General features: G+C 36.8%; 22 protein-coding genes. 4 read left to right on the top strand and 18 right to left on the bottom strand.

Annotation, left to right across the window (positions count from 1 at the left end; all coding sequences use genetic code 11):
• Positions 1–54: 54 nt before the first annotated feature.
• The 3 genes from BPR_RS04275 to BPR_RS04265 all read right to left on the bottom strand — a co-directional run bounded on the left by BPR_RS04275 (position 55) and on the right by BPR_RS04265 (position 2,240).
• On the bottom strand, positions 55–642 hold the full coding sequence (locus BPR_RS04275) for a TetR/AcrR family transcriptional regulator (RefSeq protein WP_026663419.1): 588 nt from the start codon (positions 640–642) through the stop codon (positions 55–57).
• Between the two features lie 83 nt (positions 643–725).
• Positions 726–1,211, bottom strand: coding sequence for a hypothetical protein (locus BPR_RS04270; RefSeq protein WP_013280230.1), 486 nt, complete (start codon positions 1,209–1,211; stop codon positions 726–728).
• Positions 1,212–1,355: 144 nt separating this feature from the next.
• Entirely contained in the window at positions 1,356–2,240 is an 885-nt protein-coding gene (locus BPR_RS04265) for a LysR family transcriptional regulator (RefSeq protein WP_013280229.1), read from the bottom strand.
• A gap of 90 nt (positions 2,241–2,330) precedes the next feature.
• Here BPR_RS04265 and BPR_RS04260 point away from each other — a divergent pair, with 90 nt between their 5' ends.
• Complete coding sequence (locus tag BPR_RS04260) at positions 2,331–2,819, top strand: RNA polymerase sigma factor (RefSeq protein ID WP_013280228.1); 489 nt, start codon at positions 2,331–2,333, stop codon at positions 2,817–2,819.
• Positions 2,820–2,933: 114 nt separating this feature from the next.
• Complete coding sequence (locus BPR_RS04255) at positions 2,934–3,830, top strand: HAD family hydrolase (RefSeq protein ID WP_013280227.1); 897 nt, start codon at positions 2,934–2,936, stop codon at positions 3,828–3,830.
• Positions 3,831–3,961: 131 nt separating this feature from the next.
• Here BPR_RS04255 and BPR_RS04250 read toward each other — a convergent pair whose 3' ends face one another.
• From BPR_RS04250 to BPR_RS04235, 4 genes are all read right to left on the bottom strand, one after another.
• Positions 3,962–5,194: a nucleotide sugar dehydrogenase gene (locus BPR_RS04250; RefSeq protein ID WP_013280226.1), complete on the bottom strand. Its 1,233-nt coding sequence runs from the start codon at positions 5,192–5,194 to the stop codon at positions 3,962–3,964.
• Between the two features lie 94 nt (positions 5,195–5,288).
• Positions 5,289–5,717: a VanZ family protein gene (locus BPR_RS04245; RefSeq protein ID WP_013280225.1), complete on the bottom strand. Its 429-nt coding sequence runs from the start codon at positions 5,715–5,717 to the stop codon at positions 5,289–5,291.
• A gap of 155 nt (positions 5,718–5,872) precedes the next feature.
• Positions 5,873–7,741 carry a glutamine--fructose-6-phosphate transaminase (isomerizing) gene (gene glmS / locus BPR_RS04240; protein WP_013280224.1) on the bottom strand — a complete coding sequence of 623 codons (1,869 nt, stop codon included), beginning with the start codon at positions 7,739–7,741 and terminating at the stop codon, positions 5,873–5,875.
• A 205-nt stretch (positions 7,742–7,946) separates the two neighbouring features.
• Complete coding sequence (locus BPR_RS04235) at positions 7,947–8,903, bottom strand: hypothetical protein (protein WP_042256523.1); 957 nt, start codon at positions 8,901–8,903, stop codon at positions 7,947–7,949.
• Between the two features lie 342 nt (positions 8,904–9,245).
• On the opposite strand from BPR_RS04235, the gene BPR_RS04230 reads away from it, so the two are divergent.
• Entirely contained in the window at positions 9,246–10,130 is an 885-nt protein-coding gene (locus BPR_RS04230; RefSeq protein WP_013280222.1) for an Rpn family recombination-promoting nuclease/putative transposase, read from the top strand.
• Positions 10,131–10,184: 54 nt separating this feature from the next.
• On the opposite strand, the gene BPR_RS04225 is transcribed toward BPR_RS04230, so the two are convergent.
• Positions 10,185–11,354, bottom strand: a complete 1,170-nt coding sequence (locus BPR_RS04225; protein ID WP_013280221.1) for an SGNH/GDSL hydrolase family protein — start codon at positions 11,352–11,354, stop codon at positions 10,185–10,187.
• A 348-nt stretch (positions 11,355–11,702) separates the two neighbouring features.
• Here BPR_RS04225 and BPR_RS04220 point away from each other — a divergent pair, with 348 nt between their 5' ends.
• Positions 11,703–12,740, top strand: coding sequence for a transposase (locus tag BPR_RS04220; RefSeq protein WP_167531145.1), 1,038 nt, complete (start codon positions 11,703–11,705; stop codon positions 12,738–12,740).
• 487 nt (positions 12,741–13,227) lie between these two features.
• On the opposite strand, the gene BPR_RS04215 is transcribed toward BPR_RS04220, so the two are convergent.
• The 10 genes from BPR_RS04215 to BPR_RS04170 are packed head-to-tail and all read right to left on the bottom strand — an operon-like array spanning position 13,228 to position 23,818.
• Positions 13,228–14,658, bottom strand: coding sequence for an oligosaccharide flippase family protein (locus tag BPR_RS04215; protein WP_013280219.1), 1,431 nt, complete (start codon positions 14,656–14,658; stop codon positions 13,228–13,230).
• Between the two features lie 5 nt (positions 14,659–14,663).
• Positions 14,664–15,839 (bottom strand): O-antigen ligase family protein, encoded by a 1,176-nt coding sequence (locus tag BPR_RS04210; protein WP_013280218.1) that lies wholly within the window; start codon positions 15,837–15,839, stop codon positions 14,664–14,666.
• Positions 15,840–15,850: 11 nt separating this feature from the next.
• Positions 15,851–16,951, bottom strand: a complete 1,101-nt coding sequence (locus BPR_RS04205) for a glycosyltransferase family 4 protein (protein WP_013280217.1) — start codon at positions 16,949–16,951, stop codon at positions 15,851–15,853.
• Complete coding sequence (locus BPR_RS21450) at positions 16,948–17,604, bottom strand: CatB-related O-acetyltransferase (RefSeq protein ID WP_013280216.1); 657 nt, start codon at positions 17,602–17,604, stop codon at positions 16,948–16,950. Before BPR_RS21450 ends, BPR_RS04205 begins: the two co-directional genes overlap by 4 nt.
• A gap of 6 nt (positions 17,605–17,610) precedes the next feature.
• A complete protein-coding gene (locus tag BPR_RS04195; protein ID WP_013280215.1) occupies positions 17,611–18,777 on the bottom strand; it encodes a Coenzyme F420 hydrogenase/dehydrogenase, beta subunit C-terminal domain in 1,167 nt (388 codons plus the stop codon).
• Complete coding sequence (locus BPR_RS04190) at positions 18,774–19,910, bottom strand: polysaccharide pyruvyl transferase family protein (RefSeq protein WP_013280214.1); 1,137 nt, start codon at positions 19,908–19,910, stop codon at positions 18,774–18,776. The genes BPR_RS04195 and BPR_RS04190 overlap by 4 nt, the downstream gene beginning before the upstream one ends.
• Before the next feature lie 14 nt (positions 19,911–19,924).
• Positions 19,925–21,025: a glycosyltransferase gene (locus tag BPR_RS04185; RefSeq protein ID WP_013280213.1), complete on the bottom strand. Its 1,101-nt coding sequence runs from the start codon at positions 21,023–21,025 to the stop codon at positions 19,925–19,927.
• 10 nt (positions 21,026–21,035) lie between these two features.
• Positions 21,036–21,932 carry a glycosyltransferase family 2 protein gene (locus BPR_RS04180; protein WP_013280212.1) on the bottom strand — a complete coding sequence of 299 codons (897 nt, stop codon included), beginning with the start codon at positions 21,930–21,932 and terminating at the stop codon, positions 21,036–21,038.
• A gap of 19 nt (positions 21,933–21,951) precedes the next feature.
• Complete coding sequence (locus BPR_RS04175; RefSeq protein WP_242662197.1) at positions 21,952–22,491, bottom strand: acyltransferase; 540 nt, start codon at positions 22,489–22,491, stop codon at positions 21,952–21,954.
• A complete protein-coding gene (locus BPR_RS04170) occupies positions 22,463–23,818 on the bottom strand; it encodes a glycosyltransferase family 4 protein (RefSeq protein WP_013280210.1) in 1,356 nt (451 codons plus the stop codon). Before BPR_RS04170 ends, BPR_RS04175 begins: the two co-directional genes overlap by 29 nt.
• Positions 23,819–23,842 lie beyond the last annotated feature (24 nt).

Below are 23,842 nucleotides of genomic sequence, written 5' to 3'. Positions count from 1 at the left end.
CATTTTGACATTTTAATATAATAAGAAAGTGCTTAATAATGTTTATTAAGCACTTCATTCTTCGGGCACTAACCCCTCTAACACATACATTAATTCTCTATCTATAGCTTCTTCTGTAATAGAACAAGTCTTGGACATGATCTTGAGTCCTTCCACCACGTACATTAAATTGCGGGCACAGCCAAGAGGGTTCTCGCAATAAAACTCGTCATTTTCAATTCCATTTTCTATTAATTTCTGAATAATGGTAACTGCTGTATCAAATTGATTTTTAAGTGGATTGTCTTTTGCCGAAACTTTATGAACGGAAAAATATTCATAAGTGGCTACAGTGAGATTGTTTTTCTTTCTAAGAATTTCTTTTTTCTGCTCTTTGAGGAAAAGAGCAAGCATGTCGCCAGCGGAAGCATCGCCGGAAAGCGCTGCCACAACTGCCTCTTCATCATCCTCGTCATGTTCGTCGGCAAGAACTGCCATGAATATTTCAGCAGTACTGGAAAAATAGAGATAAAGACCCCCACGACTGATGTCGCAGGCATCAACAATGTCCTTCATAGTTACATTCTTATAACCTTTTTCGGAAAAAACAGTTCTGGCCTTCTCCAGAATGTATTTCCTCTTCTGTGTGGACTTCTCTCCCATTAAACTCTCTCCCAAATCCTAAATCTAGTAAAAGAATCCAGCATTACAATAAGCTTAATACATCTACTACAGACAGTGCCTGCTCATGCAAGCGGTCTGTCGTTCTCTCGTCCCCAAACTCTGCACAATTCGTCCATCTTCTTAACTACGTTATACAGAACTCCGTTGCGCACGCCTTCTGCCCAAACTGTTCCCTTAGTCATACCTGACAGAATATATTTAGACAAAATTCCCGCAAGATCATCCATATCTCTGATCTCAGCATCATGAATGAACAAAAGCTCATCCTTGGCAGTATTCAAACGATTTCTGGAATAAACATACACATAGTTGCGATCAAGCAAATTGGTAGACTGCGCTGCCTTAACAAAGGCAAGCAGATTTGAATCATAAACCGGAAACGGCATTGATTTGAGGTCGCTGCTGTTGTAACTCGAAGCCACCTCTGATTTGGCATTCTCCTGAAGCCATCTCATATATGGAACTAACTTAGAAACTTCTGGTCTATATCTTGAAACGATATCCTCAACGCTGTTCTCATTGACATTGTTGTCATTTTCAAAACTCATTGAAAGCCGCTCCTATTCTGGCTTACAGCCGTTTTCAAAACATTTCTGTCATTTCTTAAAAAGTTCTTGATAAATTATAGCAAGTAGGTTTCGAATTGTATAGAGGTAATTTGTGATATTTTTAAGGCTGCTTTATGCAGGGTTTTATTGCCTTATTAGTTCGAGCAATCTTGATGCCGCTATAGATAAAGGCCTTGTCTCGTCAGTGATAACACAGATATCTCTTTTGGGAATAAGAGATTTAAAGCGAAGTTCAAAGAGCACTCCGCTATCAAGATATTCCTGGGCAAAGTTCTTGACAACGCAGCCCACACCCAGATTTCTAAGGGCGAACTGAACGATCATGTCACTGGTGGAAAGTTCGAATTCCGGACGAATATCTACATTATAAGACTGCAGGAAATTATCAATATAGTTTCTGGTACTGGAATTACCTTCCAGGAGTATAAGCGGAATGTTCTTAAGATCACTGAAATCCAGCATTCTGTTCTTGTACTGTATAAAACGTCTCCCCGCGACAAAGGTATCTTCTATAGTAGAAACGCGGAAGAAATTGTAGCCCTCTTTTTCCGCAAAAGGAGTTGAAATAACGCCAAAGTCAATCTTGTCATCATCAAGATAATCAAGGGTTTCCGGCGTCGGGCCATTGGTAACTGTAACCTTTATTCCCGGATACAGCTCATGGAACTTTTCAAGAAATGGTAAAAGGAAAAATCTAAGCGTCATATCACTGGCACCAATCCTGACTTCTCCTGCGTCAAGATGCTGGATCTGTCTAAGGCGATGCTCTCCAAGGTCTATCTGTTCATAGCCTCTTTCTACATATCTATATAGAAGTTCGCCTTCACTGGTAAATTTCATTCCCCTTGAAGTTCTCTGAAAAAGAGAACAACCAAGCGCCTTCTCAAGCTGATGAACAGACTGGGTTACAGCCGGCTGCGAAATAGACAGCTCTTTGGCCGCTCCTGTTATGCTTCCCAGTTTTCCTACATAATAAAACACTTTATAATATTCGAAATTTTCTACCATGAAAACTCCCTTCAGGTGCCTGTGTCCTTGAATTATTTCTTTTAACTCTTTATACTGAAATAGTGTATCACATTTATCTGGAGGTTGCTCATGGGAACTATGCTTACTAATGAACAGATATATGAACAATATCACGACAAGGTTTTTGCCTATATCAGAAACCACGTCAATCAGATCGAGGACGCAGAGGACCTGTGTTCCGACGTATTCATCAAGATATACAGTAAAATAGATACTTTTGATTCTTCCAAGGCCAGCATTTCCACCTGGATCTACGCAATGACCAGTAATACAGTCATTGACTTCTACAGAACCAATCACATTCATTCAGAAATACCGGAGGATCTGGCCGAGGAAAAGAGCCTTATAGAGGATGAAGTCCTTAATAACGAGAGTCTTGAGATTCTCGCCAAAGCGCTCAAAGAGCTCCCTCAGGAACAAAGAGATATCATCGTTTTGAGGTATTACAGAGGACTTACCCTTCAGGAAGTTGCAGCGCAGATGAACCTTTCCTATGGAGTTACCAAATTGCGCCACAGAGAAGCTCTCGGAAGGCTCAAGGACCTGATCGGTGAATAAATATTTTTAGGCTTTATGAACTAATGATTTTTCTATTGCCATCCTGCAGCGATAAATGATAGAATCTTTGCTGTTGGTAACAGAAAATCATTAGTTTTTTAGTTAGGAAAAGAAATGAATAATAATAACGGAACAACTCCCACTTATAAGAGAGTTCTTGCACTTGCAGGACTAGTAATACTTGTAGGACTTATAATCGCCTTTTTGTGCGTAGCTTTATTTGGAGGCCCTGATTCAAAAGATCTGTTCATGGGACTTGCAGGCGCTATCGTCGCAGTACCAATTATGCTCTGGCTTCTGTTATGGGGACTTAGCGCTGTGACAGGAAGACACAACATCGCATCACTTGATGCAGGTTCATCCAACAAACAGCACGATAAATTTGGGAATGTAATCCCTGATGGCAAGATAGATACAGTAGTCTTCGATATCGGAAATGTCCTGACAGACTTTGCCTGGAACGACTTCCTTGTGGCCAAGGGTTATGACAAGGCCATGATAGAGCGAATTGCCAAGGCTACAGTAGAAAGCGATGACTGGGTAGAATATGATAAGGGAAATCTTACAAATGACGAGATCATTGCAAGATTTGTAGAGAACGATCCTGAGATTGGAGATCAGTTACAGGATGCCTTTGCTAATATCGATGGCATCATCTTAAAAAGAGATAAGACAATCCCATGGATCAGATCTCTGAAAGCCGCAGGCTACAAAGTATTATACCTTTCAAACTTCTCAAAGCAGGCCCTTGAAGGCTGCCCTGAAGCAATGGCCTTTCTCGATGAGACAGACGGCGGAATCCTCAGCTACAGAGACCACGTAGTTAAGCCTTATCCGGAAATCTACAAGCTTCTCGAAGAGCGTTATGATTTAACCCCGGAGAAAACAGTCTTCATCGATGACACTCCTGTTAATATCGACGCTGCTATAAAGCTTGGCTGGAACGGCATAGTTTACAAGAACTATGAGCAGGTTCATGATGAGCTCGTAGCACTTGGAGTGAAGTATTGATAGAATTAAGTAGAAGACAGCTTGTCTTCCTACTTGCATGCATATTGTTAAAACATAAAACAACAGCTCTGCATAGGCTAATTACCTTTGCAGAGCTGTTTTGTTGTTATCTAGCTTTTATCTTTTATCTCTTAATCTCTCTTAAAGATATCTCTTGTGTATACCTTATCGGCTACATCATCAAGCACTGTATCGTATCTGTTTGCGATAATGCTGTCGCATCCTGTCTTGAACTTCTCAAGATCATTAACAACAAGAGAACCAAAGAATGTTGTTCCATCAGGAAGTGTTGGCTCATAGATGATTACTGTTGCGCCCTTAGCCTTGAGTCTCTTCATAACACCCTGAATACTACTCTGTCTGAAGTTATCAGAGTTAGACTTCATTGTAAGTCTGTAAACACCTACAGTTATAGGTCTCTCTTTTTCTGCATTCCACATGGAAGATGCTGTATAGTAACCTGCCTTCTCAAGCACTCTGTCAGCGATATGATCCTTACGGGTACGGTTACTCTCAACGATAGCTCTGATCAGATCCTCAGGCACATCCTGGAAGTTTGCAAGAAGCTGCTTGGTATCCTTGGGCAGGCAGTATCCGCCATATCCAAATGATGGATTGTTATAATGTGTTCCAATTCTGGGGTCAAGACAAACACCCTCGATGATCTTCCTGGTATCAAGACCCTTGAGCTCAGCGTATGTATCAAGCTCATTAAAGTAGCTGACACGAAGTGCAAGATAAGTATTAGCAAAGAGCTTAACTGCCTCAGCCTCTGTAAAGCCCATGAAAAGAGTATCAATGTTCTCTTTCTCAGCACCCTCAACAAGAAGGTTTGCAAATACCTCTGCCTTCTCTCTGCTGGCATCATCGCATCCTACAATGATTCTACTAGGATACAGGTTGTCGTAAAGAGCCTTGGACTCACGAAGGAACTCTGGTGAGAACAGTATTCTGTCTGTCTTAAACTGCTCTCTGACCTTCTTGGTATAGCCTACTGGAATTGTAGACTTGATGATCATTGTTGCTGTCTTACTGGATTTCAGAACCAGATCAATAACTGCCTCTACTGCAGAACAATCGAAAAAGTTCTTCTGTGGATCATAATTAGTAGGTGCTGCGATGATTACATAATCTGCATCTGCATAAGCTGACGCACCATCTGTGGTCGCATGGAGATTAAGTCCTCTTTCCTCATGCTCAGCCAAAAACTTCTCAATATATTCATCCTGAATCGGAGACTTCCAGTTGTTGAGTTTCTCAACCTTCTCCTCAAGAATATCTACTGCTGTTACTTCATTATGCTGTGATAAAAGAACCGCCAAAGACAGTCCTACATATCCAGTTCCCGCCACTGCTATTTTCATGTTTTTCTCCTCCTATCAACTTTACTATTATATATACAAACTTCCATTCATTCAATTTTTTTATTCAAAAAAATACATTCGCTAAATTGTACTTCTAAACGCGCTCATTCCCAGCACTTAATCTTCTAATTATTACAACAAGTCCAATCCCAACCAGAAAACCAATAACATCAAAGGCAATGTCCCTTCCCTCAAACTCTCTTGTTGGAAGAAATACCTTAAAAGTCTCATCAGCAATGGCAACTACGCTGCATATAAGCGCAGATACCCATGGTCTGGTAAAAGAAAAAGCTGTTATGATCCCAAGCATAAAATAAAGCGGTAAATGTAAAAGAGATCTAAACCAATGCATATCTGTTGCCCATCTGCCGGAGGCATTAGGAACAATCGCCTTACAAAAATTCTGTAATCCTCCGGAAACACTAAGAGTTTCACTTGGAGATTGCATCGTAAGTATGGCAATTATTATCAGCATTATAGCTATTGGAAATAACTTTCTGATTCTCATAAATGTTGACGTCACGTGTAATTATCCCCCAGAACACAAGCTTATATACTAGACATTTAACATCAGTTCGGATTAAAAATCAATCTTAATACATAATATCAAAGCCGGTCTTAACAGAAGACCGGCTTAATCTATACTCTATCTATGCTGTATCTATTCTTTGATCATGTTTATTCTACAGTTACACTCTTAGCCAGATTTCTTGGCTTATCAACATCAAGTCCCCTTGCAACTGAAACATAATAGCCCAGAAGCTGAAGCGGAACTACAGCAAGTGATCCTATAAAGTGTGGATCCATCTTAGGTACATAAGTTACAAAATCAGCTATATCCTCAACATCATATTTTCCATAAGGAGCAAGTGCCATCAGGTAAGCGCCACGTGATTTGCACTCAACCATATTTGAAACAGTCTTCTCATAAAGACCATCCTGACAGAGGACACCGATAACAAGAGTTCCGTCCTCAATAAGACTGATTGTTCCGTGCTTAAGCTCACCGGCCGCATATGCCTCTGAGTGAATATATGAAATCTCCTTGAGCTTGAGGCTTCCCTCAAGACCTATAGCATAATCGATTCCTCTTCCAATGAAAAAGACATCCTTAGAGTTTGCAATCTTGGCTGCAAACCACTGGATCCTCTCCTTGTCATCAAGAATCTTCTGAATGCAATCAGGAATTCTTGATACTTCAGAAAGATAAGAATCATAAGTCTCTTTATCAATCTGGCCTCTTACAAGAGCAAACTCCATTGCAAGAAGGAATGAAACTACAAGCTGACAACTGTAAGCCTTGGTCGTAGCTACTGATATTTCAGGTCCTGCCACTGTATAAATTACATAATCTGCTTCTCTTGCAATTGATGATCCAACTACATTAACTATAGCCAGTGTCTTGTTTCCTCTGCTCTTTGCTTCACGAAGAGCCGCAAGAGTATCTGCAGTTTCTCCTGACTGGGAGATAACTATTACAAGATTATTAGGATCAAGCAAAGGATTTCTGTATCTGAATTCTGAAGCAAGCTCTACACGAACCGGAACTCTGGCAATATCTTCAATAACGTACTGAGCTGCCATTCCTACATGCCATGCACTTCCACAGGCAACAATTGTTATTCCGGTAAAAGAGCTGATCACTTCCTCTTCTATACCAATCTTGGCAAGGTCAAGTCTTCCATTAGTTACAAGAGATCCTATCGTGTTACGAATAGCAGCTGGCTGCTCATGAATTTCTTTCATCATGAAATGCTCAAAGCCGCCTCTTTCAGCTGATTCAGCAGAGAACTTGATCTCCACCAGCTCTTTTTCTATTATGTCGCCATTAAGATCATAGAACTCAGCCTTACCGGGAAGGAGCCTTCCCATCTCATTATTACCAATGTAATATACATTCTTGGTATGATTTAATATAGCCGGAACATCAGATGCTACGTATGTCTCTCCATCGTTAACACCGATGATCATCGGGCTGTCTTTCCTTGCCACATATATCTCATCCGGATAATCGGCAAACATTACTTCCAGCGCATATGATCCGCGAACTCTCACCATAGTCTTGGCAAGCGCATCAATAGGTCCAACCTTGTACTTCTTGTAGTAATAATCTATTAGCTTGATAGCAACTTCAGTGTCTGTATCACTGTAGAATTCGTAGCCATTCTTAATGAGCTTTTCTTTTAACTCCTGATAGTTCTCGATAATACCGTTATGTACACCAACAACCTCAGATAAAACAGTTCCAGATGCAGATCCGGTACAGTTACCTGATACATGAGGATGTGCATTTGTCTGAGAAGGTCCACCATGAGTCGCCCATCTTGTATGGCCGATACCGCAGCATCCATGAACACTTGCGCCATCATCAGTCTTCTCCTCAAGATTCTTGAGCCTTCCGACAGCCTTAACAACCTCAGCATTATCGCTTCCATCTCTTACAGCAATACCTGCTGAGTCATATCCTCTGTATTCAAGCTTCTTGAGCCCATCGATCAATATTGGAGCCGCCTGACGTTTACCAATATATCCAACTATTCCGCACATAGTATGATTTCCTCTCTATATAAATCCATATTGTACTGACTTAAAATAATAAATCATTCGCGGAATATTATCAATAATTCTTTTTTGTGGCTGCTTATTATCTACCCATTCGATCAGTTTTTATAACAAAAACTCCTAATACAAAAGCATTCATCCTCTGTATTAGGAGTTAATTCTTAAATCAAATATATTATTTATCCAGTTATTACTTCATCTGTTTCTTAAGCTTTTCCAGCTCAGCCTTTAGAGATGCTATCTCATCTTCTAATTCCGTATTTTTATCAGCTAATTTCTTACGTTCAGCTTCGCCTTCCTTAAGTCCCTCAGCCTTGCCCTCATGAAAAACTTTTATGTCAGGTAAATCCAGCACCTTGCCACCCATAATACCACCTACCTTATCCTGCACTTTGTCATGCTTCATCGTAAGCTTGTAGACAACTTTATGTGTTAGTCTAATGATAACATTGTGGGATAACGCTGACAAGTTGCCTTTCTCAAGCTCCTCATCAAGTCTATCCATTATGTTTCTGAATACATCAGCAAGGTCTTCTGTTCTCTCTGCATCTTCATTAATTGACTTAAATTCACTTTCATAATTGAAAATATAAAATGGAATCATAAGATACAAATGGTTCTCAAAGATACTGTCAATCGAAAAGTCAGAAATCTTAATAATTTTAATGTCATAGCTTACTTCACCCTTAGGAGTCTCGATTATGACTTCTGCTCTATCAGGTGATGACAGTGACTTTCTCAGTAAAAGCAACCCTGCATAAGGAAATCTCACTCTCAGAATATTTCCTTCACTCTTACTCTCATCCAGAGCAGTCTGAGAATCATATTCAAACATCCTTACAAGGATCGAATTATCATAAGGCTTGCTCTCACACTCAAAATGATAAGTCTTACTGACATCATTCTGTGTGATCTTGAAATGAGAATCAGTGATCCTCTTCTCATCAGACTGATCAGCATGTTCGATATAATGTTCATTCCTCAGCCTGGTGATTTTGGCAGTGTTATCATAATTCTCATTGTAAAAATAGTTCACAAATGGAATTATAATATCATCGCATTCCGTTTCCATAGTTCTGTAAGCATCATCATAAGCGAACTCAGAATAAAGTGGTGATGCCTTTTTGTCTTTGTTTTCTTCTTGCATATACATATGCCTCCTTCAAAAAATCCTAATTCTCCCATCAATGAAATTGGCATCAGCAAGAACTGCTCAGCCTCTCCAGATTGGAAAAGAACTGTGAAAGATTTTCACAGCTTGGTTAGAATAGCATATGTGAATTTTAAATGCAAGAACTAATACCTGCTCTTTCGAGCAGGATTTTCTATCTACATAAAATCTAAAGAAATTTCGACGGTAAATCTTAATAATTTCCGGTTAACATAGTCTATAGCTCATTTCTGAGCATCATTAAATTTCAGTTACATTCTTTATTTCCGGCCTCTGAGCCATTTTCCAAAGATCGTAACAAACAGAAAGGATTTACAAATGCACCAAGAATCAAAAATTATTAACGAATTCACCGGAAAGGACTATCTGAATGCCACCGGTCCAGTCGAGGTCGGAATGACCAACGACTACATGTTCAGGATCGTCTTTCAGCAAAACAAATTCGCGTTAAAAGGCCTTCTCTCATCTGTACTCCACTTAAAACCGAATTCGATCACAGATATAGAGATAAAAAATGTTGTTCAGCCCGGCGTAAGTATCGCTGACAAGGAATACAGAATGGACATCCTCCTAACTCTGAATAATGGCATTGTCATAAACATCGAGATGCAACTGAACAACTATGGTAACTGGCAGTTCAGGTCTGTAGCTTACATCTGCCGTGAATACGATAACATCAACCGCGGAGAAGATTACAAAAACGTTCTTCCAGTGTATCACATAGGTTTCCTTGACTTTACACTTTTCGAAGATCATCCGGAATTCTGTGCGACTTATCAGCTGCGAAATGCCAAGGACAATTACCTTTATACTGACAGGCTCAATCTGATTGTGATAGAATTAAACCATGAAGAGTTAGCTACACAAGATGATATCGACTATGGCATAACTGAATGGGTCCGCCTCTTCAAATCCAAAACCTGGGAGGAACTTAAAATGGTTGCACAGAATAATGAATGCATGTCTTCAGCTATTGAATCTCTCTACCTTTCGAACACAGATGAGAACATCCGTAAAGTTGCCAGAGATCGTGAAGATTTTCTCCGTTATCAGGCAAAAAGAGAAGAAACGATAAAAGAGCTTACTGATGAAGTATCTACTCTTACAGATGAGAATGCTACTCTTACATCTAAGAATACTACCCTTGAAGACGAGAATGCCCGCCTCCGCAAATTACTAGTGGATAACGGCATTAATCCATAACTTGCTATATAACTAATCCCTGCTCTTTCGAGCAGGGATATCTTTTTATAAAAATCAACCGCTTATAGCAAGACCTCTGAAACCATCAGCTTGCTTCTGACCATTCTCATCATCCGCAAATACTACTTTTATTTCATTCTGAACATCAACAACATCACCATCTAGCCAATTATTTACAACCATAATATGTCGCTGACTGGAATCATAATCAAAACTAACTTCTGGAGCAGCATATTCTTCTCCATCAATTATTATCTTGCAACTATTTGCTCCGGATACAAAATCATAATCTATTCCAAGAATAGTTCCTTGAAGAGATGTATTAAGCGTAAAGGTATTATTATCACGAGTAAACTGGTCGGCACCTACAAACTTGAAATCATCAAAATCCATAACCCTGTCATTCATAGGAGAAACATCCATCGGATCAAATCCATATGACTCAGCAACAAGATCATTAATTGTTTTCATTGTTGTCTCGCAGTATACTTTATATCCATCATCATTAGGATGTACTGCATCTGCTGTAAGCGATTCATAATTCTTTTGAAACGGTGCAATAGTATCCACCACAGGAATACTATAGTGAGATGCAATATCTTGTATTGCCTGCATCTTCAAAGTATATTCCTTCTGACTAGATTCAAGTATTGCCAAAAGAGAAGCTTTAGGATAGCGATTTTTAACAGCACGTATCATAGCTTCATAATATAAGCTAAAGTTCTCTTGACTATCATTCTGTCCATAACACAAAACAACAAGATTATAATCAACATTATCATCTAATGCCATGGTACTAGCATATCCAGCATATGATGTATTTCCACCAAGAGAAACATTTGTAAGAGTCACTAGACTCCCATATGTTTCAGCAATCTTATTTTTCAAAAGAGTGCTCAAATTATGATTGTCATCGGATGCACCCGCACCAGCCCCAATTGAATCACCAACAACAAGAACATTTACGTCAAACCCATCCGCTAATTTCTGATAAAAAGAATCGCCTTCTCTTTTCTCCTGCAATGCTAACTCTAACCGTTGCTCTTCTTCCTTCTGTGCCAATTGCTTTTCATGCTCTTGTTGCAATAAAACTTTTAGACTAGCTTCACGCTGCAATTCTTGAATATGGCTATAATATAGAAGAACGCCAAGAATTACTGCAAGAATTACAGATAAAATAATTAGTATATAGCCAGTACCCCCATTTTTTTTACGCTTATACATATAAATAATCTCCCTTCTACGCTTACTTTTTTAGCTACACGTTGATGACTTCACCAATACTTCGGCACTTTTCCTTTTATTTTTATCTTCTTCACAGTGCCTGTCACCACTGTGGTCAACTTGATCTGTAAAGCTAGATAGTTACTAGCTTTGCAGCTTTTTTATTGTGTTAAAAATTTTTGATTTTTTATTCAAAAACGCTTGACAAAGCTCCCAAAATTTGCGACCGCTTCGTAGCCCTTTGATCAAAAAGTGATGTTATTTCGTGGTCGCGAAACACATCCAGATCAAGCAAATTTAGGAGGTTACAATGGAAAAACATGAAAGCGCAAATTATCAATGCTCCATATGGTAACATATCTGTCCTACACTACTAAAGCTTCAATGTATCAGAATCTTTCTTCAATACGTGATGACCTGCTTCCTTCATGTTTTCCTGAAGTCTTAAAGCAGGCCGTGTCAAAAGCTCGTCAATATATTAATCCAAGTTTATTCCACAATTTCTTCACCCTCTCAGTTGACATCTTCTATAGCAATATCAAAAAGAGAAAGCTATTGCATGGTTATCATATCTTTGCGATTGATGGATCAAAGATAGAAGTTCCCAATTCTCCATCCAACTTTGATTTCTTTGGAGAAATGTTCACTTATCCGCACAAAGACAGGAAGTTTTCTTCTGGTCTTGCTTCTATTGTCTATGATGTTCTTGATGATTATATAGCCCATGCATCACTTCAAAAATATCTTGGTTCTGAAAGAGCTACGGCTCGAGAACACATGAAAGCTCTGGAAGCCTTAAATATATATGAAAAGTCAGTAATCATCTTTGACCATGGCTACTATTCAAATGATATGTTCAGGTACTGTGTATCCAATGGATATCTATGCCTTATGAGACTACGTGACCAGATTAGAATGGTCCGTTCTTGTCACGGTGATTCTACTGCTGTGTTACCAGGAAATCCCAAAATTGGTACTAAAGATATCTCAATCAGAATCTTAGAAGTGATTCTAAGTGCTGGTTCTCGTGAGTATCTTGGAACCAATATATTTGATAAATTCCTTACTATAGATATGTTCCGTGAACTATACTTTCTGCGCTGGCCAGTTGAAAGTAAATACATGGAGCTAAAAGAAAAATTCCTTCTTGAAGAATACAGTGGAAAAACTAAAACTGCTGTATTTCAAGAGTTCTATATAAATCTACTTATGTCAAATCTGAATTTTTTAATAAAGGACAAAGTCGATGATGACATAGATGAACACATGACACCAACAGGAAAAAATCGATATCAGGCTAACAGTGCGTATATCATCGGGCGATTAAAAAAAGCCATTCCAAAGATACTTTGTAATATTCTCCCACAGAATACTTGGATCAGATAGTATCCGATGCTTTCAAGGTCAGATCTCAGTTAGTGCCCGGCAGAAAATATGGAAGAAAAACCAGAAAACTCGTCTGTCGAAAACACTTTCCTAACCTGAAACCTGTAAACTGATACTCCATAAAAGATGATTCACCAGACCTGATACAGCTCAGGTCTGTTTGCTATGCAAAAATACAAAAAGAAAATTATGGCGCTTTGAAAATATGAAACAATCAACTTACAGGTAATTAATTTCGCCTTTAACGGTATACTTATTCATGTTAAGTTGACAAAAGGTGTACCACATTGGTGCCTGTCACCACTGTTCTTCCTTCTCCTGTAATGCTAATTCTAACCGTTGTTGTTCTTCATTCTGCACCATTTGCTTTTCGTTGCTCTAGTAGCAATAAAACCTTTAGACTAGCTTCCCGCTGCAATTCTTGAATATGGCTTAATACAGAGAACGCCAAGAATCACAACGACATCTACTTATTCATATGCCTTTTCTATTCTTTCTTCAAATATTGTTCTAACAATGGATTTTTTGACAAATACCAATACAAGACAACCATAATCAAATACATTATTCCGCCTACAGTAATCTCAATTAGCATCTTTAATAAATCATTCACGTCAATGTTTGAAATAAGGCGTACAGTGCCAAACATTAGTGCTCCGAAAATACAATAGACAAAAGAACTGGCAACTTTACCTATTAGATGAATATCCTTTTCACTCATAATATATTGAACTAAACAGACCACTAACTCCGCTATTACTGTTCCAATGGTAGCCCCTAAAGCTCCCTTTCCCATAATTCCTATAAAGGTGTAATTAATTATCAAATTAACAAAAGCTCCTATAATTATAGAAACAAGTAACATTTTTTCCTTATTATATGGGATTAAGTACTGGTTTTGTATTATATTTGATAACGATTTAAATATCATTACTACTGATAATAAAATTATCAATTCAACACATTTGTCATACCCTTGGCCAAAAAAGATAGGTACAAATTCCTTAGCTACAGAAGCTATTCCAAAAGCCATTGCACAAGCAACACACATAAAGCCTTCTATTGATAAACTAAGTATTCTTTTTCCACCATCGTCATTTCCCTCAGCTTTTAGTACTGAAGCTTTAGACATCATAACTGTCCCTATTCCACCAATTATTCCCAGGGGAATATTTATTACCTTATCTGCATTATAATAATATCCGCTTTCAGAATAATCAGCTAACATTCCCAACATGGTCTTATCCATGAGGTGATATACGCTCATTGCCAGTATTGGTGCAAACAATAGAAGATTCGGTTTAATATGAGATAAAACTCCTCTCCATTCAGGAATACAAAATTTCACCCTCTTTTTAAGCAAACAAAACAAAACAAACTGACTAAGAAATGATCCGAAGGCCATGATAAAAGTATATGTGCCTACATCATCTTTCGTTCGAACAAAAGCAAAAATAGAAATAACAGTGATGAGTTTTATAACCAAATTTCTTGTTACTGTGACTTGAAATTCTTCTTTTCCAAAAAAATACCAACTTACATCAAGCGAACACGCTAACAACCAAAATGACTGCAACATTGCTATTTTTTGGTTGTCATGCAAGAAAAATAACACCGTAGAATAATACATTATGGTCATTATGAAAGATGTAAGTACCTGTAATGAATGTATTTCTATAAAAAGTCTTTCTTCTTCATTTTGGTCTTTAGCCATAGCTATAGTCCTGCAGCCATAGCTGGACATTCCTAACATTGCAAATAAACTAAAGTAATTTACAACAGAAAGCGTATAAGAATATATTCCTAATCCTGTTGCCCCCAGCACTCTTGACAAATATGGTGATGTTAGTAATGGTATAGATGTTGCTATAATTTGATAAATAGTCTGCAATCTAAGATTCTTTTTTAATCTGTTCATATCACTCAACCTGCCTGCATATACTTTTTGAAATGATTTTTCTTAGTCACATCAACATATCCTGACACTATCCAAAAAATACATGCACTCGTTCCAGGGCCAAATGGTGTCTGTGCTTCCAAAAAAGACGTAACAAAATAATAAATCGCTAATACCAAAGCAAGATTATTCAATGAAAGATTTTTAACAAAATATTTAAATCCATTTTTTAATCTAAATAATACAAGGGGAATAACAAGTAAACATTCAATTATTCCTCCCTCAACTAGGACTTGAACATATAAACAATCTACATAATAATTGCCTATTCCAAACAATAAATCATTTTTCACCAAGTCTAAAGCATGCTTATAACTATCAAGTCTTCCACTAAAAAATGCATTCGATCCCTTATCAGCATATTTTGAAATAAAAAAAACATGGTCCCAAAACATAGCTATTGAATCATTAGTAAAAGCTACAATAGCTATCAAAACAATAGGTATAACATATCTTATTTTGATTTTCCCCTGTAAGTAAAAATAGCAACTAATGCATATAAAACTAGCTATAATAGCCGTCCTACTTTGTACTAAGGCCACACCATAATAACATAATAAAATGCCAAATACCGTTGCTACCTTTTCAATTATATTAATACACATAGGCCAAACAAAGACTATACCTACTAATGCTGCACTTGCCAGCACCATCCCGACCTGATTTTTCCCCACACCATATGTATATACATTGCTGGAAAGCCAAGAAGAAATATCACTAAAGAAAAATATCCGTAATACTATAGAAAAAATAGTACTTGATATAAAATATGTAATCAAAGAAACTTTTATGGTCGTTTCTTTCATATCTCCAGATGCCACTATTACACCCAACCAGTACGCAAAACATGAAATTGGCATAAACGCCTTCATCAGTGAATTAGAATACATTCCTCCACCAATTGAGTCCAATACCGAACAATACACATATATGCATACTGTTGAAGTCAAAAACAATATACCAAAATTTGTTTTTTTTACCCTCATTCTATCTAGCATAAGAAAGGCAAAACATATGATCCATATAGCATACATCACTTTTCTAATCAAAGGCTGATAGTCCCATTTAATCTGCGCCAGAACTATTATTCCAATTGTTAAAGCCATCAAAATATCTGGCCACTCCATTTTCTTTACTTTCATATATACCCGTCTTACCTTACAATAACTTTATCTATATCACGAATATGACATTCTATAATATGCTCAATAGTATAATCTTTTATAGTTTCAAGATTATTTTTGCTCATACTACAAAGATCATATGATAAACATTGCTTAATTCTATCATGTAATATCTCGCTATTATCTATAGGAACTATATATCCACCCAGGCCATTTTTAACTAGTTCAAGTCCAGCAATACAATGATCAGTTGTTATTATAGGTAACCCGCAAGCCATAGCTTCATTTATGACCAATCCCCAGATATCTTCTCTTGTGGGCAACACAAATAAATCTGATGCTTTATAGTATTCAAAGATTTTTTTCTTGTCCACAAAATCTATCAAGACAACATTTTTATATCCTTTTTCTGCTATTGACTTATCATACTTGCTTCGTTCTTTTCCACCACCAACAATTACTAATTGCGCCTGGTTATCCAGCCCATCCCATGCTTCAAGCAATACGTCAAATCCTTTTCTAGGAATAAACTGGCCAACACTAATAACCGTTTTTATATTCTTTAGTCCTAAACGTTTTCGTAATTCACCTTTTGAATAATTATCTATAGGTTCAGGAATAATATCATCTCTATGAAGTGAAGAAAAATTATGTATTGTTATTTTATTATCTCTAGCACCATAATGCCTAAAATAGTCAGCGGCATACTTTCCACTGGCTAAACACATATTTGCATTTCTAATATAAAATTTCTTTCCGATATTCTTTATAAGAGATTTTATTGATTTATTATTATCAATAAACGCTCCATCACAATTAACAAAATACGGTATATGACAAACGATACATTTTATTAGTACTTTCCTTGCAAATGGTAAATACCAATCATATGCAAGAACCAAATCATATCTTCTTATATTTTTTATGCATTCATCAAAGAAAAGTCTACCGGCTCCATCTCCCAATGAATAAAATGAAAACTGGCTGCTTTTAACATAAAAATCCTCGTTTCTATCATCATCTTTAGTCAAGCCAAAAAAAACATCTAAATCATATTCTTTTGATAGTCCCGAAAAAACATCTGCTCTATATGGAGCTGGGAACGATGCTAACACAAGTATTCTACTCATTTATTTACTCTTTTCAAAAACTCTTTTGGATTATCAATTACATCCATATTTCTATTTATCTCGTCAGTTCGAAGATTCCACCATTTAATATCAGAAATCTCTTTTATAACATCCTTTTCAAATCTATCATGTAGCTTGTGTGCTGGATTACCAGCCCAAACTTCAAAAGGATGTATATCCTTGGTTACTACAGAACCTGCGCCAATAACAGCGCCATCACCAATTTTAACACCTGCCAAAACTATGCATCTAGCGCCAATCCATACATCATTGCCAATCGATGTTCTATTAAATGCATCAAAATATTTCTTTCTAAAAGGATATCCTTGCCCAGCTTCTTCAGGTTTAGTACAATAAAAATTCAGTGATGTTCCTAACCAAGAAATAGGATGTGAAGCCCCCCCAATATAACATTCCTGAGAAATTGATGTATACTTCCCAATACTAGTATCTGCAACAAAACTTGATGGACCAACATAAGAATAGTCACCTATTGAAGACCTATAGAATTTCGTTTTAGCATAGATTCTACTATGTTCACCAATTTCTGAATCTTGAAGCACAGCGTTTAATGCAACCCCATGCTTATATTTCCAATATGTTAATAAAATATTATCTATCAAAACCTTTATCCGTCGCTTACTCATTTTCATAGTTTCTCAAAAGCCTTTCCTTAATCTCTTAATCGCATACTTTAATTTCATAGGTAACAATGCATGCAATTTATCATCTATAGTTACGCAAGGCAAAAGCTTTTTCTTCATGTATTCATTATTATTTTGAGCCTTCAATCCATTATAAAAATCTGTTCTTGTTTCAGGTCTATCTGTTGGATGTTGAAGATTTTCTTGGTAAGGAATAATTTTCTCAATATCAACTGCTTTTATACAAGCCATTGTATTTAATTGTTCCATCCATTCCTTCCCTTTTATAGAATTTATCAGCACTGCCGACACACCATCTCTGTGATATAGTTCTGGATAACTACTTTGAATGCCCCAAAAATCCCCGAGAGTCAAATCACTTACACGTTTCCTATTTGCATAATGACACTCATAACAGCATTCTCTATAATTTTGTCCTGTCATAAAAGCCTTAATATAAGGATCATTAGATGAAAAAAGTTGTTCTTTCTTTTTATCTAGTACGATTTTTCCATAGTGTCCCCACCCAGCATCTGATTTAGTTCTAAAATGATATAAACTAACCTCACATGATTTTTTTTCCTGCAGCCATTCTATATATTTTTCATATAAAAGTGGCGAGGATACTCCATGACAAATTACATCTACACACAAAAGATTGTTATAATCTTTATCTAAAAAGGCCTTTAATCCAGCAATCTGACATGCTGTTCCAGAATAAAGTACAAGTCTTCCATCATCCAAATAATGCTTTGCCTGTACATAAGTATTCAAAGTATTACTCTGTACATATTTGCTTCCTTGTAATCTATATAGCTCATCACTACTACTAATACTGATGTGATTCACATGATTCACATCAGTAAAAGCTGCACCAATTACAATTCCCTTATTTTCGAGGATTAAAGTAGCTAGTGCAGCAAAAGCTCCTCCTGATGTGCTATATTTGTTAATCTCAGTGTTGTTAAAATGAAATGCCACAGCCTCAGAGCATTCAGGCGCATTATTTTTTTTTAGTTGAGGGCATACCCTATCACACGCACCACATTTTATACATTCTTTTATATCCACTGAAGGGATTAGAAAGCCTTCAGTATCCGCTTTCATGCTAATACATTTCTTAGGACACGTATGCTCACAGGCCCTACATCCAGTACATGTTTTATTGTTTACTGAAATCATACTTTTCTCTTTTCCAAAGCATTTACTAAATACGAAACTGATTTTTTTCGCCAAACATCCAAATTCTCATCAACAGTTTCCCAATTAATAGGCTTTAATGAATTCACTTCTAACAAATTATTACTTTTTATCATGCGATCTTCTATTTGGAATTTTTGCTGTAAATCATTCAGTCTTACATTTTGTGTTTTACCAATCTTGGGAAATAAGCAATAAAGCTTATGGTATAAAATACTAAACACCGTACAATGAAAAGAATCAGTAAATATATATTCCGCTCCTCTTATCAACTGAACAAAATCTGTTGGAGAAGCATCATATATTTGGATATCTCCAAATTGTTTATCATATTTTTCAATATAATCCGAATCCAAGTAAGGAAATGATACAACCTTTAATCCATGCTCTATAGCATATTGTTCAACAAGTTGACGTTGTTCTTTATTTCCACGCAAAATATAAGCAAAAACATACTTTATATTTGATGATAGTTTAGGCTTTGGCAATATTTCATCCCATTTGTCTCTTGGCAATGCAAGTGTAGGATCAAGAACGGTTTCACAAAGATTATCTCCCAATAAATAATTCAAAAAATCTGAACTCGATTGCTCCCTTGAAGATATAAAATCAAATGTTTTTAAATTATCTCTAATTGTTTTCGCGGTATCATCATTACATTCATCAACACCAATACTTGGTGCATATGCAATTTTTAGCTTATCCTCACCTGCAAATCCCAACCAATAAATATCATTCACACTAGACAATAAAGGATTCCATATTTGATCACTTCCGCATATAAAACCATCATACTTGTTCAAACACTCTTTAATAGTTTCTTCAGTATATCTATAATCAGAAAGTCGTAACTTCTCATCCACGAATTTCTGTAATGCTTCATTTCTTGCTTTAAAACCTGAAGATGCAAATTTCCATCTAATTTTTTTTAGTGTTTTTTTTATTCCCCATCGCCTTAATCTATCACACAAATTACCAACTGAAGCAATTTCTCCATACTGATCCAATATTTCATATTCAACATTAGTGTATAAAGAAATCAACTCTTGAAGCGCATATGCTTGCAGAATAGACCCATAATTTCCCCTCCACCAAGTTAATCCAGCAATCTTCATCTTACTATTTCTCCCTACACAGCCGACATGTACAATTCACTCATTTCGTTAGCTATAGCCTGTACATCATATTTTCTATCTATCATTTTTTTACGACAAATAGCTGATTTTTCTTTTCTATGCCCTAAATTTCTTTCTGCAGCCCTTATGATCGCATCTGCCCATACTTCATCAGAATCATCTAACTTCAAGAACTCAACAGCATTTGCCGCATTTGCTGCATTTAAAGGCACAACACTACTTGCTATACAATTCAGCCCAGAAGCTTGTGCTTCCAATAAAACGATGGCAAAGCCTTCAAAATGTGAAGGAAGAACAAAAACGTCCATCGCTGCCAATAAACAAGGTATTTCATTACTTTGCCCATAAAAAATCACATTATCAGTAAGACCATACTCATGGACCATTTTTTCAATATTAGGGCGTTCTCCACCATCACCGACCAATAAAAGCTTAGTCCTACTATTCTTCTGAAAAACATTCTTATAAATTTTGATTAACCTATGATGATTTTTTTGATAGTTGAAGTATCCTATGTGTCCAATAAGAATTGTATCCTCAGCTATACCCAGCTTATTCCTAATCAAATTCCTATCGTTTTCTGAAAACACCATTTTAGCTGTATCAGTTCCATTATTTATTATCCTAAAAGGTCTTCCTTTAAACATCCATTCCCCAGCTTCTTGAGAACATGCTATTGCATGGGTATAATAATGATTGAAAATAGGTCTAACTAGTGTTTCCAACCTTGGATGATTACACATAGTATTATGTGAATGAGCTATTCTTACCTTTGCTCCTCCGAGTTTTGCTGCCATCAGTTCTGGAAAAATCATTCCACTATTACCGTGCACATGAACAACATCATATCCATTTTTTTTAATTAAACTCGCAAGCTTTTTAATATACAATAGTATATTTTTATCGCGATCTGGAATTATCCAAAAATGGCTTCCCGCACTTTCTACATGTTCTTTATAGCTTATTTCATAAACTAATCCTGTTGCAAAGTCAATTTTAATCATACTTTTATCAATATTATCAAAGTATGACAGCATCACACTTGTGACACCTGTCCTTTCCATAGCCTTTGCAATCATAAGCACCTTAATCATATTGGCTCCCTTATGCCTTCAAATCGGCTTGAGACTTCATAATAACACCTTTTTTTTCACACTCAAACATCTTGGCATCTACCAGGAATCGATACCAATAAGCTTGTAAAAAATGAAAGATTCTACCCTCTGGGCCATCTAAAAACCCTAGCTTTATATAATACCGATATATAAAGTAAAGATGTGCCCTAATAAATTTAGGCAACTTGTAGTATCCACCATCTTTTACTATTCTCTTCATCTTAGCTTGATTACTAGAGCAACCTTTCTCAACAAATGAATCCCCAGCTAACCTCATTTGATGATCTAGCACTTCACGATTGCTGTACCAATTGTGTTTAGATATCCACCATTCCAAATCTTTTTGATTATTATCTTTTAAGTCATGTCTAAACTCAATTGTTGTCCCTTCGGAAAGAATCATGTGCTCATCCATAATTTTCATTTCACACATAGCCTTCCCAGTTCTAAATATTCTCAATAATAATTCAGGGTATCTACCACCATGCTTAATCCAGCGCCCCATAAAATACACTCTTCGTCTCAACACAATTCCATTTATAGGTGAATTCACGGTAGGAAGTTTTTCTTCTATCTCTTTTACAAGATCTTCCAGCAATTCTTCATCCGCATCCATTCGCATAGACCATTCAGTATCGATTCCAGTGTTCTGTAATCCCCAATTTAACTGATTGGCATAGGAAACCCATTCGTTATAGTAAAAATCCAAAGAGGCACCATTTTCATTAAGCTCAGCATTTAACTTGTCACATAAATCCTTTGTACCATCAGTTGAACCACTATCAACTATTACAAACCTTTTAGCTATTCCTCTAAATGATTCCACACATTTTCTAAGATTCTTCTCTTCATTCTTAGTAAGAATGACTACCGTTAAATCTACCATAATTACAATTGCTCCTAAATCACTTTACATCAAGTGTCCTAATTACTCTTCCAGGATTTCCTACAATTACACTATTAGGCTCAAATTGTCCAGCAACAACTGCACCAGCACCAACGACGCATCCATCTCCTAACACAGTACCTTTTAGAATGATGGAATTGCACCCAATAAAACAGTTCCTACCAATTGATACTTCTTTTGCAGGAACCAGATCTGAATTACCACCATTTTCATCATTAAGAAGCTTATTTCTTTCTTCGAATTCTATTGGATGGAAATCATTATCAAGAATCTTAACATTTCCACCAATGGCTGTATTATCGCCGATGGTAATACCCTTTCGTGCATAAATTGTAGCTCCGGATATTCCCACATTATTACCTATTCTGATATAAGCTCCAGGCCTGCGAGTGACAACAATAGTGCGACTATATAAGCCTACCAGGTTAGAGAGAAAAGATGATTTAATTGTGCATCCATCTCCTATACTGATCTCTGCGCCCTTTTTATTGAATATTACTGGAATACCCTTAAGCAGTAATTTCTTTCCGTATTTCACCTTCTGTAGTTTCAACAGAAGTTTGAAGTAATTGCTGTTCATAAGTCAACATCGCTTTCTTGTACTTATTGATTGACAGGTTCTTGGTAAGATGTCCCATGAGGTAATCATGAGCTTTTCTTCCCATTTCAGCCAATTCAGAGCTATCTGCATTAGATATGAACCAGTTGACAATCTCCTCTATGGTATCATAATCTCCCGGTTCTGCAAGTTTGCCACAGCCAATTTCATCTATGAGCATTTCAATCTCAGCGCCTTTCTCAAGAACACCGATTACTGGCTTGCCAACACCTGCTATTCCATAGAATTTAGAAGGGCAAGAAACTCCCTTAATTCCTTTAGCACTTACGCACCAATGAACATCCGCAGCATTTAAGGAATAAATTAACTTATCCTTGTCCTGATATGGAATAAATACAATATTATTAAGAGAATGCTCTTCCTTATACTCTTCTAACTTCTTGAGCATTGCGCCTGCTCCAACAAAGGCAAAGCAAACTTCCCTTCCGTCAGGAGTTTTAGCTCCGTTAAACTTAGCCATAACTTCAATAAGGCCATCAAGATCATAATATAATCCTATATTTCCGGAATACATGATGACGAATTTGTTCTCAAGACCATAGGTCTTATTAAACTCTTCAACGCCTTCGCTATCAGCAGAAAGAGGGTGTATCTCTTTTTCATCAACCCAGTTGTTGATAATTGTATGATTGGGAACCTTTTTGTTTCCAAATCTATGAACAAGAGTCTGTTCAAGATCTCTTCCTACTGTTACAACAAGGTCAGATTTGACACAACTTCTGTTATCCATCCATTTAGCTATCTTTATGATTGATTTGAACTTAACATATCCAGTAGCTATTACCTGTTCAGGATTAAAATCCTGAATACAATATACAAATAGAGGAGAGCCGCCTTCTGAGTTTTTCAAAACTTTCTTTCCAAAAACTCCTAACATTCCACCAAGGATTGGAGGCTGCGAAATTGTGAAGATAAAATCCTGATGCCCTACCATTTTGGTAGCTTTCTTGGCACCAAAATAATAAGCAAATAAATTCCTAATGCGAGATATTTTATTGCTCTTGGTAAATTCAGGAACAGAAATTCTGATTACCTTAACACCATTAATATTCTCCTCATAGAACTTTTTATCTTTATACTCAGGACTTACCTTACCACCATATGAAGGAACAGTACAAATAACTGTGACATCAAACACATCAAGCATTCCCTCAGCCATGTCCTGTAATAGCTGCCCCGTAGAAGCAACATCCGGTGCATAGTAATGTGCATATATTAATAATTTCTGTTTTTCCGGTCTCCCCACGACTTTTCTCCTCCCTGGATATAT

This window comes from Butyrivibrio proteoclasticus B316, assembly GCF_000145035.1.
Classification (GTDB): Bacteria; Bacillota; Clostridia; order Lachnospirales; family Lachnospiraceae; genus Butyrivibrio; species Butyrivibrio proteoclasticus.
This window is presented reverse-complemented; position numbering and strand designations above follow the sequence as displayed.